Here is a 14343-nt window from a genome sequence, read left to right on the forward strand (position 1 = left end):
CGGGACAGAAAGTGCAAGATCGGCGCGGTGGGGGCGGGGACGGGGAGCTAGCAGCCCAGGTTGACGCCGTGGGCGCGCATGTACGGCGCGGGGTCGATCTGGTTCCACATGCCCTGGTGCACCTCGAAGTGCAGGTGCGGGCCCGTGGCGTCGCCCGTGGCGCCCTCGTAGCCGATCACCTGACCGGCCTTGACCTTCTGCCCGACGGTGACCGCGATGCGGCTCTGGTGGGCGTAGTGGGTCAGGTAGCCGTTGCCGTGGTCGATGAAGACGGAGTTGCCGTACCCGTCCGCGGCGTCGCCGGCCTGGGTGACCGTGCCGGCGGCCGCGGCGTGGATGGGGGTCCCCGAGGGCAGCGCCAGGTCGATCCCGGCGTGCAGGGTGCCCCAGCGCTGGCCGTAGCAGGAGGTGACCGAGGCGCCCGGCATCGGGTCGACCCAGGCGGCCGTCGGCCGGGTGGTCTTCTTCGGCTTCGGCTTCGGCTTGGCGGTGGCCGTCCTCGTCGGTGTCGGGCTGGCGCTTGCCGTCGACGGGCTCACGGTCGGGCTGGCCGACGGAGACGCCGGCGCGCTCGACTCACGGGCCGAGCGGTCGGCCCGGCTGGCGGCCTCGGCGCGGGACTGGGCGTCGAGCGAGACGGCGGTGGGTGCCGGCCGGTCGGGGCCGGAGGTGGCTACGGCGACCCCGCCCAGGCCGAGGGCGACCAGCGCGGCCGCGCCGACCACGATGAGGCGGTTCCGCCGGCGGGCACGTCCCGGCTGCTCGACGGTGGTGTCGGGGGTGTTCTCGTTCTGGACGGGGCTGTCTTCCTGCACGGCGGACCTTCACAGTCGAGGGGCACTTGACCTCGAAATACTGGTGTCGGGCCGAGCTGGACGACCGTCCGGGACCGCGCGTCCGAACCGGGGGCGGCCGGCCGGCTGACCTGCTATGCGCCGGTCTGACGCGGTCCGTCCGGAAAAGTGATCATGCCGTGCCGTGCTGTCGGTCACAGTCCGTCCTGTGATCCAGCAGACATCAACCGTGGACCGAGCCGAAAAAACCGCCCGGATCAGCAGATCCGGGCGGTCAACGGGCGGTACGCAGCGTCAGGAACCCGCTACCTCGCTGTAGATTGCCTCGACTTGCAGCTTGATGTCCACTCCGCGCTCCTGCAGGTACGGAACGGGGTCGATCGGGGCGCCCTTGACATGAAGCTCAAGGTGCAGGTGCGTGCCGTAGGCGTGGCCGGTCTGGCCCACCAGGCCAAGCTGGTCGCCGGCCTTGACCTGCTGGCCCTCCTTGACACTGAGCGCGGAGGAGTGACCGTAGATGGCCTCGCTGCCGTCGGCGTGCTGGACGATCACCGCGTAGCCGTAGCCGCCGAACCAGCCGGCCTTGGTGACCAGGCCATCGTGGACCGCCACGTACGGGGTGCCCTCGGGGACGACCAGGTCGACGCCGGTGTGCAGCTTGCCCCACCGCATGCCGTACGGGGAGTTGAAGTCGTAGCCCTGCAGCGGCAGCATCCAGACCTCGGGCTCGGCCGCTTCCTTCGTGCGGCTGTCCCGGGAGGCGCGCTCGGCGTTGTCCGCACGGGCCGCGACGTCCTGACTGGTGATCGACGCCTGCTTGAGCTCGTCGAGCACGGTCGGGCTGACGTCCTTGGCGTCGGGCAGCGCCGACGCGCCCAGCGCGACGATGCCCGCGCCGACGAAGGCGGTGGTGACGACTGCCGCGTAACGGCTACGCGGGGGGGTGGGTACGCGGCGGCGACCGCGATATCGATCGGGCTCAGACGACAGGCGCTGGCGCACGCACACCCTCCGTTGTCGGGGTTCCGAGGCGGCCGGTGGGACGTCCGTGAAGCTCAGATGAACGTCTGTCGACCGCGTCGTCACCCGTCCATGGACCTGATGACAACCGTGGACACGTTAGCCAACCACCAGGCGACCCACAAGCCGAAGCGCCGAATTGGCGTGTCGATCTGTCCGTTTGCGTCCAAGATTGTCACGCATCGTGCCGTCGAACGGTGCCCCCGTAACCACCCGTTCGTCGCCGAGCGTGACCGATCCGGCGGAGTCGTCCGGCTTGACGCCGGGGCCCGGGCGGGACGGCCTCGATCGACGGTGCCGACGGCGGTGCCCGGGCGCGGCAGAATGTCGGACGGGTTTCCAGCCCCGATTTCCCGGGCCCGGCCGGGCGGGTTACCGTTCGTTCAGGTGAAGGCCGTGGAGCCGGTGAAAGGTGTGCGCTGATGAGCTCTCGTATTCGGGTCGTCGTCGCGAAGCCAGGTCTGGACGGCCACGACCGCGGCGCGAAGGTCGTCGCCCGCGCCCTGCGCGACGCGGGGATGGAGGTCGTCTACACCGGCCTGCACCAGACGCCCGAGCAGATCGTGGAAACGGCCATCCAGGAGGACGCCGACGCGGTGGGTCTCTCCGTACTCTCCGGTGCGCACATGACGCTCTTCCGTAGGGTGCTGGAGCTGTTGACCGAGCGCGACGCCCGGGACATCGTCGTGTTCGGTGGCGGCATCATTCCCAACGGCGACCTCCCCGAGCTGGAGAAGCTGGGCGTCGCGAAGATCTTCACGCCGGGCGCCACCACGCAGGCGATCGTGGAGTGGGTCCGGGAGAACGTCGCGCAGCCGGTCGCCTGAGACAGCGGTCCGCTGCGCCGAGCCGACCACGTCGGTCCACCGCGTCGATTGCGTCGGTCTGCTGCGCCGACCGGATCTGGGCACGGGGGAGGGGCCGGACGCACCCCTCACACGTCCGGCCCCTCTATGCACGATGCCCCGCCGCCACCCCTCGACCGACAGGGCATCGGCCGTATCCCGTCTTTGCGCTGCTCAGCGCGCCGACACCTGACTCAACGACGCCCCGACGGGCGGGTTACGGACCCCCGGCAACATCGTCCGGACGATTGACGCCGCGCACGGCGCGGCCGGAATCCGCCCCACTCGACACGGAGTTGTGCATTACCGCACACCGTGCACCCGCTCGGTTGCCGGCCGTGCCCACCTCGCTAGGCTGCCGCCAATGGCCTGTTTCAACTGATGACAGGCGTCAAACTGTTTTCTGAACGCTGGTGGCGGCGCGACGGCGCGCCGCGGAGACGGGACGGGACGCGCAATCGTGGACCTGTACGAGTACCAGGGGCGGGACCTGTTCGAGCGGCACGGCTTGCCCGTGCTGGCCGGCGGCGTCGCCACTACCCCGGAAGAGGCCCGCGCGATCGCCGAACGTCTTGGCGGCCGTGTGGTCGTCAAGGCGCAGGTAAAGGTCGGCGGCCGAGGTAAGGCCGGCGGCGTCAAGCTGGCCGAGGGCCCGGATGAGGCGGTGGCTCGGGCCACCGACATCCTCGGCATGGACATCAAGGGTCACACCGTCCACAAGGTCATGATCACGGTGACCGCGGACGTGGCCGAGGAGTACTACTTCTCGTACCTGCTCGACCGGGCGAACCGCACCTTCCTCTGCATCGCCAGCGTCGCCGGCGGCATGGACATCGAGCAGGTCGCCGCCGAGACGCCCGACAAGGTCGTCAAGGCCCCGATCGACGCCGTGAAGGGCGTGGACGAGGCCAAGGCCCGCGAGATCGTGACCGCCGCCGGCTTCCCGGCCGAGGTCGCCGACCAGGTGGTCGAGATCGCCGTCGGCCTCTGGCAGGCGTTCGTCGCCGAGGACGCCACGCTGGTCGAGGTCAACCCGCTCGCCAAGAACGGCGACGGCCGGATGCTCCTGCTCGACGCCAAGATCAGCCTGGACGAGAACGCCGCGTTCCGGCACCCGGACCACGAGGCCCTGGTCGACCAGGCTGCCGTGGACCCGCTGGAGCAGGCCGCCAAGGCCAAGGACCTCAACTACGTCAAGCTCGACGGCGAGGTCGGCATCATCGGCAACGGCGCGGGTCTGGTCATGTCGACCCTCGACGTGGTCGCGTACGCCGGTGAGCGGCACGGCAACGTCAAGCCGGCCAACTTCCTCGACATCGGCGGCGGCGCGAGCGCCGCGGTCATGGCGAACGGTCTGGAGATCGTCCTCTCCGACCCGGCCGTGAAGAGCGTCTTCGTCAACGTCTTCGGCGGCATCACCGCCTGCGACGAGGTCGCCAACGGCATCATCCAGGCGCTGGCCCTGCTGGAGCAGCGCGGCGAGCAGGTCACCAAGCCGCTCGTCGTCCGGCTCGACGGCAACAACGCCGAGGCCGGCCGGGCGATCCTGGACGGCGCGAACAACCCGCTCGTGCAGCGGGTGGACACCATGGACGGCGCGGCCGAGCGGGCCGCCGAGCTGGCAGCTGCGGGGGTCTGATCATGGCTATCTGGCTGACCAAGGACTCGAAGGTCATCGTTCAGGGGATGACCGGTTCCGAGGGTTCCAAGCACACCCGGCGGATGCTCGCCGCCGGCACCAACGTGGTGGGCGGCGTCAACCCGCGCAAGGCGGGCCAGAAGGTCGACTTCGACGGCACCGAGCTGCCGGTCTTCGCGTCCGTGGCGGACGCCATGGCCGAGACCGGGGCCGACGTCACCGTCATCTTCGTGCCGCCGCAGTTCACCAAGGCCGCCGTGGTCGAGGCGATCGACGCCGCGATTCCGCTGGCCGTGGTGATCACCGAGGGCGTGCCGGTGCACGATACCGCCGCGTTCTGGGCGTACAACCTCGCGCAGGGCGAGCGGACCCGGATCATCGGGCCGAACTGCCCCGGCATCGCCTCGCCGGGCGCCTCCAACGCCGGCATCATCCCGGCCGACATCACCGGCTCCGGCCGCATCGGCCTGGTCAGCAAGAGCGGCACGCTGACCTACCAGATGATGTACGAGCTGCGCGACATCGGCTTCTCCACCTGCGTCGGCATCGGCGGTGACCCGATCATCGGCACCACGCACATCGACGCCCTCAAGGCGTTCGAGGCCGACCCGGAGACCGACGCCATCGTGATGATCGGTGAGATCGGTGGCGACGCCGAGGAGCGGGCCGCCGAGTTCATCAAGGACAACGTCACCAAGCCGGTGGTCGGCTACATCGCCGGCTTCACCGCGCCTCCCGGCAAGACCATGGGTCACGCCGGGGCGATCATCTCCGGCTCGGCCGGTACCGCCGAGGCGAAGCAGGCGGCGCTCGAAGCCGTCGGCGTCAAGGTCGGCAAGACGCCGACCGAGACCGCGAAGCTGATGCGGGAGATCATGTCCGGCAACTGAGCCGGGACGGCAACACCGAAGGGGTCGACCGGAACCGGTCGACCCCTTCGTCGTACCGCCGGGTCAGTCGTTGTTCCAGAACGGGTAGTTGCCGGTGAGACGCAGGATCGCGCCGCCGATGATGTTGATCACGCCGAACACGATGGCGAGGTAGCCGAGAACCGGCGACTGGCCGTTGCGCCGGGCGTCGCGCAGGGACAGGTAGCCGAAGATGATGCCGAGGATGCCGCAACAGATCAGGCCGAGGACGATGCCCAGCACGCCCCAGAGCGTGGTGCGGTCGCGTCCCCTGGCCGGCGGTGGTGGGGGCGGTGGGTATGCGGTCGTCACGGCTACCTCCGGGCGGTCGTGGGCGGCGGACCCCGGGCCGCGACCGGCGAGCCGGACCCGGTTGGCGGCGACGGCCACCCCCTCTGGCCCGACGCTAGACCCGACCGGGCGGATCCGGCCCCGGTTCGCCCAACTCGCCGCCCTCCGGGGCGGGTTAACGGACTGCCACCGCCCGCGCGACGTGCCAGAGTAGAGCGGATGCCCCCCGTCACCCCTGACCCACCCAGCCGTGCCGGCGGTGTACGCGCCGACGACCGGCCGGTCGACCGCGCCGCGCCCCGTCGGCGGGTTCCCGCGCCGCGCGCCGGTGGGTCGCCGCGTGGGCGTGCGCCGCTGGCCGTCGCCGCACTGGTGGCCGCGGTCGGGGCGGCTCTCACCTCGTACCTGCCGGTCGCCATCGTGCTCGGCCTGGTCCAGCTCGGCGCTGACTCCACCACGCTGGGCGGCACCCTGCGTACGGCGCTGGCCGGTTGGCTGGTGGGGCACGGGGTTCCGCTGCACACCGAGGCGGGCCCGTTCGGGCTCGCCCCGCTGGCGCTCACCGTGCTCGCGCTCTGGCGACTGACCCGGGCCGGCGTGCACGTGAGCCGCGCGATCGGCGCCCGCGACACCCGCTCACCGCGCCGCGCGCTGATCGCCGCCGCAGCTGTCGGTCTGGCGTACGCGCTGCTCGGCGCGCTCGCCGCGGTGCTGATCGGTGCGGGCGGGCCGCAGGTCTCCCTGGTGCGGGCGGCGGCCACGTTCGCGGTGGTCGGCACGCTCGGCGCGCTGGTCGGCGCGATCCGGATCACCGCCGTGACCCGGCTGCTCGTCACCCGGATACCCGGCCCGCTGCGCGACGGCGTACGCGCCGGGCTGGTGGCCGCGATCCTCCTGCTCGGAGCGGGCGCCGGCGCTGCCGGCCTGGCCGTGGCCATGGGCGGCGGTGACGCCGCGGACATGATCGGCGCGTACCGGACCGGGGTGGCCGGGCAGGCCGGGATCACCCTGGTCAGCATGGCGTACGCGCCGAACGCAGCGGTCTGGTCGACCAGCTATCTGCTCGGGCCGGGCTTCGCCGTCGGCGTCGACACGGCCGTACGCACCAGTGAGGTGTCGGTCGGCGCGCTGCCGGCCGTACCGTTGCTCGCTGGCCTGCCGCGCGGCCCGGTGGACGGCCTCGGCGCCCTGCTGCTCGCGGTGCCGGTGCTGGCCGGGATGGTCGCCGGCTGGTTGCTCGCCCGTCGGTTGGCCCGGTCAGCCGGGCCGGAGCGGCCGCCGCGGCGCTGGGCCGAACTGTTGGCGCCGGCGGCGCTGGCCGGGCCGGTGGCCGGCGTGCTGCTCGGCGTCGCCGCCGCGGCCTCCGGTGGGCCGCTCGGGGCGGGGCGCCTGGCGCAGCTCGGGCCGGTGGCCTGGCAGGTGGGCGCGGTGGCGGCAGGTGTCGTCGCGGTCGGGGCGCTGCTCGGCGCGGCTGCCACCCGGGTGCTCGCCCGGAGCCCGCGCGCCGCTCAGACCCCGCCGGTGCGCCCCGGAGCCTGACCGGCCGCTGCCGCTGCCGACGCTCGGCACGGCCTATGCGGGGCACGGCCGACGGTGGAGACGACCCACGGGGTGCGGAGACGGCGCGGGGCGCCCCGGACGGATCCGGGGCGCCCCGTCGGGAGCAGGGGTCTGCTCAGGGCTCGGTCGGCAGGTTGACGTTCGCCACGATGCTGATGATGAGCACCAGGATGCCGAGGCCGACGCCGACCGCGCCGCAGATCAGGCCGGTCTTGGCCTGGCCGGCGTTGTTGGCCTGGCCCTGGGCGACCTTCTGCTTCGCGAGGTAACCGGTCACCACGCCCGCGATACCCACCGGGATGCCCAGGTAGAGGCAGCAGACCAGCGGGATCGACGCGATGCCGAGGATCATCGACACCAGGCCGAGGGTGTTGTTCTGGCCCTGCTGCTGGGGGTAACCGGCGTTCGGGTACGTCGGGGCGCCACCGTAGGGCTGCTGCTGGCCGTACGGGGCCTGCGATGCGCCGTACGGGTCCTGCGGCTGCTGGCCGTACGGGGCGCCGGGCTGCTGGCCGTACGGAGCCGCCGGCGGCTGGCCGTACGGCTGGCCCGAGGTGGGCTGGCCGTAGGGCTGACCCGAGGTGGGCTGCTGGCCGTACGGGGCGGCCGGCGGCGGGGCGTACGGGTCGTGCGGCGGCTGGGGCGCGGTCGGATCCTGGTTGGGCTGCTGGCCGTACGGGTCCTGACCGGGGTTGCCGGGCTGCATTCGAGAAGCTCCTTGGACTGGTTCCGTCAGTTGCTGCTGTTGTTCCCATCCATGATCGCGGTCAGACCACCTCAGGCACAGCACAGCAGCGCGACGACATACCGCGTATTACCCCCGATAATGGTTCATTCCGCTCGGCGCGCACTGTCACAGATCGGCGAACCGCCCAACCGAGGGGCATCCTGACCTGCCCGATAGGGTGGCCCGGTGACCGAGCCCGCGTCCGCCGCCCGCATCGTCGTCCTCATCTCCGGCTCCGGGAGCAACCTTCAGGCCCTGCTGGACGCCGCCGCCGATCCCGCGTACGGCGCAGAGGTCGTCGCCGTCGGCGCGGACCGCGACGGCATCGCGGGCCTGGAGCGCGCCGAGGCCGCGGGGGTGCCGACCTTCGTCGAGCGGGTCCGCGACCACGACAGCCGCCAGGACTGGGACCGCGCGCTCACCGCGCACGTCGCCAAGCACGAGCCCGACCTGGTCATCTCCGCCGGCTTCCTCAAGTTGGTCGGCCCGCACTTCCTCGCCGCCTTCGGCGACCGCTACCTGAACACCCACAACACCCTGCTGCCGGCGTTCCCCGGCATCCACGGCCCGCGCGACGCCCTCGCCTACGGCGTGAAGCTCACCGGGGCCACGCTCTTCTTCGTCGACGCCGGCATGGACACCGGGCCGATCGTGGCGCAGGTCGCGGTGCCGGTGCTCGACGACGACGACGTGGACGCGCTCACCGAGCGCATCAAGGAAGCCGAGCGGCGTCAGCTCGTCGAGCAGGTCGGCCGTCTGGTCCGCGAAGGCTGGACCATCACCGGAAGGAAGGTCACGGTTCCGTGAGTCCCACTCAGGACGGGCGTCGCCCGATTCGGCGGGCGCTGGTCAGCGTCTACGACAAGACCGGGTTGGTCGAGCTGGCCCAGGCCCTGCACGCGGCCGGTGTGGAGATCGTGTCCACCGGCAGCACGGCGGGCACCATCGCCGCCGCCGGGGTGCCGGTGACGCCGGTGGAGACGGTGACCGGGTTCCCCGAGGTGCTCGACGGCCGGGTGAAGACCCTGCACCCGAAGGTGCACGCCGGTCTCCTCGCCGACCTGCGCAAGGACACGCACGTCGCACAGCTCGACGAGCTGGGAGTGGCCGCGTTCGACCTGCTGGTCTCCAACCTCTACCCGTTCCAGGCGACAGTCGCATCCGGAGCCGGTGTCGAGGAGTGCGTGGAGCAGATCGACATCGGTGGCCCGGCCATGGTGCGGGCCGCCGCCAAGAACCACGCCTCGGTGGCGGTGCTCACCGACCCGGCCGGCTATCCGGCGCTGCTCGGCGCGCTCGACGAGGGCGGGTTCACGCTGGCCCAGCGTCGCGCGCTCGCCGCCCGCGCGTACGCCGACATCGCCGAGTACGACGTGGCAGTGGCCCAGTGGTGTGCCCGCGAGCTGGCCCCGGCCGACGACTCCTGGCCGGCGTTCGCCGGGTCGGCGCTGCGCAAGTCGACTGTGCTGCGCTACGGGGAGAACCCGCACCAGCCCGCCGCGCTCTACACCGACCCGGACGCCCCGGCGGGGCTGGCCCAGGCCGAGCAGTTGCACGGCAAGGAGATGTCGTACAACAACTACGTCGACGCGGACGCCGCCTGGCGGGCCGCCAACGACTTCGCCGACCAGCCGGCCGTGGCGATCATCAAGCACGCCAACCCGTGCGGTATCGCGGTGGGCGTGGACGTGGCCGAGGCGCACCGCCTGGCGCACGCCTGTGACCCGGTGTCGGCGTTCGGCGGCGTGATCGCTGTCAACCGGCCGGTCTCGGTCGAGCTGGCCCGGCAGGTCGCCGACATCTTCACCGAGGTGGTGGTCGCCCCCGGCTTCGACGAGGGCGCGGTCGAGGTGTTGCAGGGCAAGAAGAACATCCGGCTGCTTCGCGCGCCGGCCTGGAGCCCGGCGAAGCTCGAGTGGCGGCCGGTGACCGGTGGCGTGCTGTCCCAGGTCGCCGACCGGGTGGACGCTCCCGGCGACGACCCGGCCAACTGGCAGTTGGCGACCGGCGAGGCCGCCGACGAGGAGCTGCTGCGCGATCTCGCGTTCGCCTGGCGGGCGGTCCGCGCGGTGAAGAGCAACGCGATCCTGCTCGCCAAGGACGGCGCCACCGTCGGTGTCGGCATGGGTCAGGTCAACCGGGTCGACTCGGCGCAGCTCGCGGTCCAGCGCGCCGGCGCCGACCGGGCGCGGGGCTCGGTGGCCGCCTCGGACGCGTTCTTCCCGTTCGCCGACGGCCCGCAGATCCTCATCGACGCAGGCGTCCGCGCCATCGTCCAGCCCGGTGGCTCGATCCGCGACGAAGAAGTCATCGAAGCGGCCAAAAAAGCCAACGTGACGATGTACCTAACGGGAACCCGCCACTTCTTCCACTGACCGCAAGACCCGTCGATCATGAAGTTGTTGCCCTGACACGCCGATGTGCAGGGCAATAACTTCATGATCAACCACCCGGGCCGGGTGGGGGATCAGGCCGCCGGGGTTGCCGGGCGGAGTTCGGCGAAGTGGCAGGCGGACGGGTGGGGGTCGGCCGCCCTGGGCACGGTCGCCGGGTCCTCTACCGCGCAGATGTCCTGGGCCTTCCAGCAGCGCGTGCGGAAGTGGCAACCGCTCGGCGGGTCGGCCGGGCTGGGCACGTCGCCGACCAGCCGGATCATGTTGCGCTGGTCGCGTACCTCCGGGTCCGGCACCGGCACGGCCGAGAGCAACGCCTGGGTGTACGGGTGGGTGGCGCGCTCGTAGATCTCGTCCTCGGTGCCGATCTCGACGATCCGACCGAGGTACATGACCGCCACCCGGTCGGCGATGTGCCGCACCACGGACAGGTCGTGCGCGATGAAGATGTACGACAGCCCGAACTCGTCCTGGAGCTGCTCCAGCAGGTTGATCACCTGGGCCTGGATGGAGACGTCCAGCGCGGAGACCGGTTCGTCGCAGACGATCACCTCGGGGCGCAGGGCGAGCGCGCGGGCGATGCCGATGCGCTGACGCTGGCCGCCGGAGAACTGGTGCGGGTACCGGTTGATGTGCTCCGGATTGAGCCCGACGACGTCCAGCAGCTCCTGGACCCGCTTCTGCTTGCTGCCCTTCGGCGCCGCGTCCCGGTGGATCTCGAACGGCTCACCGATGATGTCGCCGACAGTCATCCGCGGGTTCAGCGAGGTGTACGGGTCCTGCATGACCATCTGCATGTTGCGGCGCAGCCGGCGCAGCTCGCCACCGGAAGCCTTGAACAGGTCCCTGCCCTCCAGGGTGGCCCGCCCGGACGTGGGTGTCTCCAGCCGCATGAGCAGCCGGGCGAGGGTGGACTTGCCGCAGCCGGATTCGCCGACCACGCCCAGCGTCTCGCCCCGGCGCAGCTCGAAGCTCACGCCGTCGACGGCCTTGACCGCGCCGATCTGCCGCTGGAACAGCACACCCTGACTGATCGGGAAGTGCTTCACCAGGTTGTCGACGGAGAGGATGGTCTCGCCCCGGACCTTGGTGGAGCTAGCGGGCGCTGTCATCACGAACCTCCTGCGCGAAGTGGCAAGCGCTGGTCCGGCCGTCGCCGAGGACCAGGTCGTGCGGCACCACGTCCACGCAGACCTGCTGGACGTACGGGCACCGGGGGTGGAACGGGCAGCCGGAGGGGATGCGCATCAGGTTCGGTGGCAACCCCTTGATCGTCGACAGTTCCTGGCCGCGGACGTCCATCCGCGGAATCGACTCCAACAAACCCTTGGTGTACGGGTGTGCCGGCGCCTTGTAGAGGGCGCGGACGTCGGCGTGTTCGACGATCCGACCCGCGTACATGACCGCGATCCGGTCCGCGACGCCGGCGACCACACCCAGGTCGTGGGTGATCAGGATCATCGCCATGTTGAGGTCGCGGCGCAGGTCGGCCAGCAGGTCCATGATCTGGGCCTGCACGGTGACGTCGAGCGCGGTGGTGGGCTCGTCGGCGATCAGCACCTTCGGGTCCAGCGCCAGCGCCATCGCGATCATGACGCGTTGCCGCATGCCGCCGGAGAACTGGTGCGGGTAGTCGCCGATCCGCTTGGCGGCACCCGGGATCTTGACCAGGTCCATCAGCTCGACGGCCCGGCGGCGGGCGTCGCCCCGGGACATGCCGGAGCGCTGGCGCAGCGTCTCGCCGATCTGCCAGCCGACCGGGAAGACCGGGTTCAGCGCGGAGAGCGCGTCCTGGAAGATCATCGCGATCTCCTTGCCGCGGACCTGCCGGCGCTGCTCCTCGGATGCCGTGAGCAGGTCCTGACCCCGGTAGAGGATCTGGCCGGAGCGGACGAACGCGGGCGGGGTGTCCAGGATGCCCATGATCGCCTGCGCGGTGACCGACTTGCCCGAGCCGGATTCGCCGAGCACCGCGAGGGTCTCCCCGGCGTCCAGGTGGTACGACACGCCGTTGATGACCTGGGCCACGCCCTCGTTGGTCCGGAACTCGACGTGCAGGTCCTTCAGTTCCAGCAGGTGGCCGCCCTCAGGCGTGGCGGAGGCGGGCGTGGGTTCGACTGTTGCGTGGGTCATGAGGGTGTCACCGCAGCTTCGGGTCGAAGGCGTCACGGATCGCGTCGCCGAGCATGATGAACGCCAGCACGGTCAGCGCGAGGAAGGCCGACGGGACGATCAGCGGCGTCGCCGCCTCCCGCATGTGGATGCGGCCGGTGTCGATGTCCTGGCCCCACGAGATGGTCGGCGCCTTGAGGCCGATGCCCAGGAAGGAGAGCGTCGCCTCGGCGGCGATGAACGAGCCGAGCGCGATGGTCAGCACGACGATGGCCGGGGCCAGCGAGTTCGGCAGGATGTGCCGCCACATGATCCGGCCGTTGCCGGCGCCGAGCATCCGGGCCGCCGCCACGTAGTCCTGCTCCTTGGCGGTGATCACCGAGGAGCGCACCACCCGGGCGGCGGTGGTCCAACCCAGGATGGCCAGCACGAAGATCACCGCGGCGATACGCGCGTTGTCGCTCTCGCTGGACACCCGCTTGAGCAGCACGATCGCGGCCAGCAGCAGCGGGATGCCGAGCACCACGTCGATCACCCGGGAGAGCACGGCGTCGACCCAGCGGCCGAAGTACCCGGCCAGCATGCCGATGACCAGCGCGATGATGCCGGTGCCGAGCGCGGCGAGCGCGCCGACCAGCAGCGAGGCCCGCGTGCCGTAGACCGCCCGGGAGTACGTGTCGCAGCCCTGGAAGTCGTACCCGAAGATGGCCCCGCCGGACGGCCCGGCGTGCTGTCGGGACAGCAGGCAGTCGTTCGGGCTGTTGGCGGTGAACACGCCGGGGGCCAGCGCCATCAGGGTGAAGATGACGACCAGCGCCAGCGAGATCCAGAAGATCGGGTTGCGGCGCAGGTCGCGCCACGCGTCTCCGGCCAGGCTGCGGGGCTTGTTCGGGGCCCCGACCTGGTTGGGCGTGCCCGGCTCGCCCGAGGGGCCACGTCGTGCGGCCTGGTTCTCGGTGGCCGCCACAGTCTCGAAGTCACTCATGCCGGCACCTCGCTGCGCTCACTCGTGCCGCCGCCTCGCTGCGCTCGGCGCCGGCACGAGAGGCCAAGCACGCTGCGCTGATGATTCGTTCGCTGCGCTCACTCATAGCGGATCCTCGGGTCGAGTACGGCGTACAGGACGTCCACCACCAGGTTCGAGACCAGGTAGACCACGACGAGCACGCTGACGATGCCCACCACCAGGGGGCCGTCCTCGGTGCGGATGCCGCGGAAGAGGTTGAAGCCCACGCCGGGGATGTTGAAGACGCCCTCGGTGATGATCGCGCCGCTCATCAGGTTGCCCAGTTCCACACCGAGGAAGGTGACCACCGGGATGAGCGAGTTGCGCAGCACGTGGACGGTGACGATGCGGCGCTTGACCAGGCCCTTGGACCGGGCGGTCCGGACGTAGTCGGCGCGCAGGTTCTCGGCCACCGAGGTGCGGGTCAGCCGCAGCGCGGTTGCCAGCGACAGTGAGCCGAGCACGATGCCCGGCAGCAGCAGCGCGTAGAACGTCGGCTGGGAGCCGGCGGTGGGCGGGAAGAGCTGCCACTTGACGCCCAGGAAGTACTGGGCGATCGGCGCCAGCACGATGGTCGGGATGCCGAGCACGAGCAGGGTCAGCACCAGCGTCGAGTTGTCGAAGATGCTGGCCCGGCGGATACCGGCGACCACGCCGGCGCTGACTCCGAAGATGATCGCCACGGCGAGCGCGATGAGCGCGAGCTTGAGGGTGACCGGCCAGGCCGCCTGCAGGATGTCACCGATCTGGCGGCCGGTCAGGGACTGGCCGAGGTCACCCTGGAGCAGGCTCTTGACGTAGTCGAAGTAGCGGTAGAAGAAACCGCCGACGCCTGTCGCGTCGAGGTGGTACTTCTCCGTCAGGTAGGCCCGTTGGGCCGGCGTCACCGGGCGTTCGCCCGCGAGGGCCTGGATGGGGTCGCCCTGGCCGGCGAACATCAGCGCGTAGACGATCAGGGTGGTCCCGAAGAACGCCAGGACCATCTGCAGTAGGCGCCGCAAGATGTAGCGGAACATGCTTAGCAGTCTCTCCGGAAATGTGCGAAAGG

Annotated in this window: 14 protein-coding genes; 6 read left to right on the forward strand and 8 right to left on the reverse strand. The window is 71.1% G+C overall.

All coding sequences use genetic code 11. The annotated features are described in order from the left end of the window. Nucleotides 1-47: 47 nt before the first annotated feature. A complete protein-coding gene (locus AB0B39_RS15580) occupies nt 48-815 on the reverse strand; it encodes a M23 family metallopeptidase (RefSeq protein WP_357574608.1) in 768 nt (255 codons plus the stop codon). A gap of 273 nt (nt 816-1088) precedes the next feature. Continuing rightward, nucleotides 1089-1796 carry a M23 family metallopeptidase gene (locus tag AB0B39_RS15585; protein WP_234590189.1) on the reverse strand — a complete coding sequence of 236 codons (708 nt, stop codon included), beginning with the start codon at nt 1794-1796 and terminating at the stop codon, nt 1089-1091. Nucleotides 1797-2236: 440 nt separating this feature from the next. Here AB0B39_RS15585 and AB0B39_RS15590 point away from each other — a divergent pair, with 440 nt between their 5' ends. From AB0B39_RS15590 to sucD, 3 genes are all read left to right on the forward strand, one after another. Then, nucleotides 2237-2641, forward strand: a complete 405-nt coding sequence (locus AB0B39_RS15590; RefSeq protein WP_234590185.1) for a cobalamin B12-binding domain-containing protein — start codon at nt 2237-2239, stop codon at nt 2639-2641. A 478-nt stretch (nt 2642-3119) separates the two neighbouring features. After that, nucleotides 3120-4298 carry an ADP-forming succinate--CoA ligase subunit beta gene (gene sucC / locus AB0B39_RS15595; protein WP_234590183.1) on the forward strand — a complete coding sequence of 393 codons (1179 nt, stop codon included), beginning with the start codon at nt 3120-3122 and terminating at the stop codon, nt 4296-4298. A 2-nt stretch (nt 4299-4300) separates the two neighbouring features. Beyond that, nucleotides 4301-5188 (forward strand): succinate--CoA ligase subunit alpha, encoded by an 888-nt coding sequence (gene sucD, locus AB0B39_RS15600; RefSeq protein ID WP_357574609.1) that lies wholly within the window; start codon nt 4301-4303, stop codon nt 5186-5188. Between the two features lie 63 nt (nt 5189-5251). On the opposite strand, the gene AB0B39_RS15605 is transcribed toward sucD, so the two are convergent. Further along, entirely contained in the window at nt 5252-5518 is a 267-nt protein-coding gene (locus AB0B39_RS15605; protein ID WP_234590178.1) for a DUF4190 domain-containing protein, read from the reverse strand. Between the two features lie 198 nt (nt 5519-5716). Here AB0B39_RS15605 and AB0B39_RS15610 point away from each other — a divergent pair, with 198 nt between their 5' ends. Then, complete coding sequence (locus tag AB0B39_RS15610; RefSeq protein ID WP_357494370.1) at nt 5717-7036, forward strand: DUF6350 family protein; 1320 nt, start codon at nt 5717-5719, stop codon at nt 7034-7036. 136 nt (nt 7037-7172) lie between these two features. Here AB0B39_RS15610 and AB0B39_RS15615 read toward each other — a convergent pair whose 3' ends face one another. Beyond that, the gene (locus AB0B39_RS15615; protein WP_357574610.1) at nt 7173-7763 is read right to left on the reverse strand and encodes a DUF4190 domain-containing protein; all 591 of its coding nucleotides are present in this window, start codon (nt 7761-7763) and stop codon (nt 7173-7175) included. A 207-nt stretch (nt 7764-7970) separates the two neighbouring features. Here AB0B39_RS15615 and purN point away from each other — a divergent pair, with 207 nt between their 5' ends. Beyond that, nucleotides 7971-8591 (forward strand): phosphoribosylglycinamide formyltransferase, encoded by a 621-nt coding sequence (purN, locus tag AB0B39_RS15620; protein ID WP_357494366.1) that lies wholly within the window; start codon nt 7971-7973, stop codon nt 8589-8591. Further along, entirely contained in the window at nt 8588-10159 is a 1572-nt protein-coding gene (purH, locus tag AB0B39_RS15625) for a bifunctional phosphoribosylaminoimidazolecarboxamide formyltransferase/IMP cyclohydrolase (protein ID WP_357494364.1), read from the forward strand. Before purN ends, purH begins: the two co-directional genes overlap by 4 nt. A 92-nt stretch (nt 10160-10251) precedes the next feature. On the opposite strand, the gene AB0B39_RS15630 is transcribed toward purH, so the two are convergent. The 4 genes from AB0B39_RS15630 to AB0B39_RS15645 all read right to left on the reverse strand — a co-directional run bounded on the left by AB0B39_RS15630 (nt 10252) and on the right by AB0B39_RS15645 (nt 14311). Next, on the reverse strand, nt 10252-11289 hold the full coding sequence (locus AB0B39_RS15630; RefSeq protein ID WP_357574611.1) for a dipeptide ABC transporter ATP-binding protein: 1038 nt from the start codon (nt 11287-11289) through the stop codon (nt 10252-10254). Next, on the reverse strand, nt 11273-12310 hold the full coding sequence (locus AB0B39_RS15635; RefSeq protein WP_357574612.1) for an ABC transporter ATP-binding protein: 1038 nt from the start codon (nt 12308-12310) through the stop codon (nt 11273-11275). Before AB0B39_RS15635 ends, AB0B39_RS15630 begins: the two co-directional genes overlap by 17 nt. 7 nt (nt 12311-12317) lie before the next feature. Next, the gene (locus tag AB0B39_RS15640; protein WP_234583898.1) at nt 12318-13274 is read right to left on the reverse strand and encodes an ABC transporter permease; all 957 of its coding nucleotides are present in this window, start codon (nt 13272-13274) and stop codon (nt 12318-12320) included. A 98-nt stretch (nt 13275-13372) separates the two neighbouring features. After that, nucleotides 13373-14311 carry an ABC transporter permease gene (locus AB0B39_RS15645; protein ID WP_234583897.1) on the reverse strand — a complete coding sequence of 313 codons (939 nt, stop codon included), beginning with the start codon at nt 14309-14311 and terminating at the stop codon, nt 13373-13375. Nucleotides 14312-14343 lie beyond the last annotated feature (32 nt).

The sequence above is a fragment of the Micromonospora sp. NPDC049114 genome, assembly GCF_040648635.1.
Taxonomy (GTDB): Bacteria; Actinomycetota; Actinomycetes; order Mycobacteriales; family Micromonosporaceae; genus Micromonospora.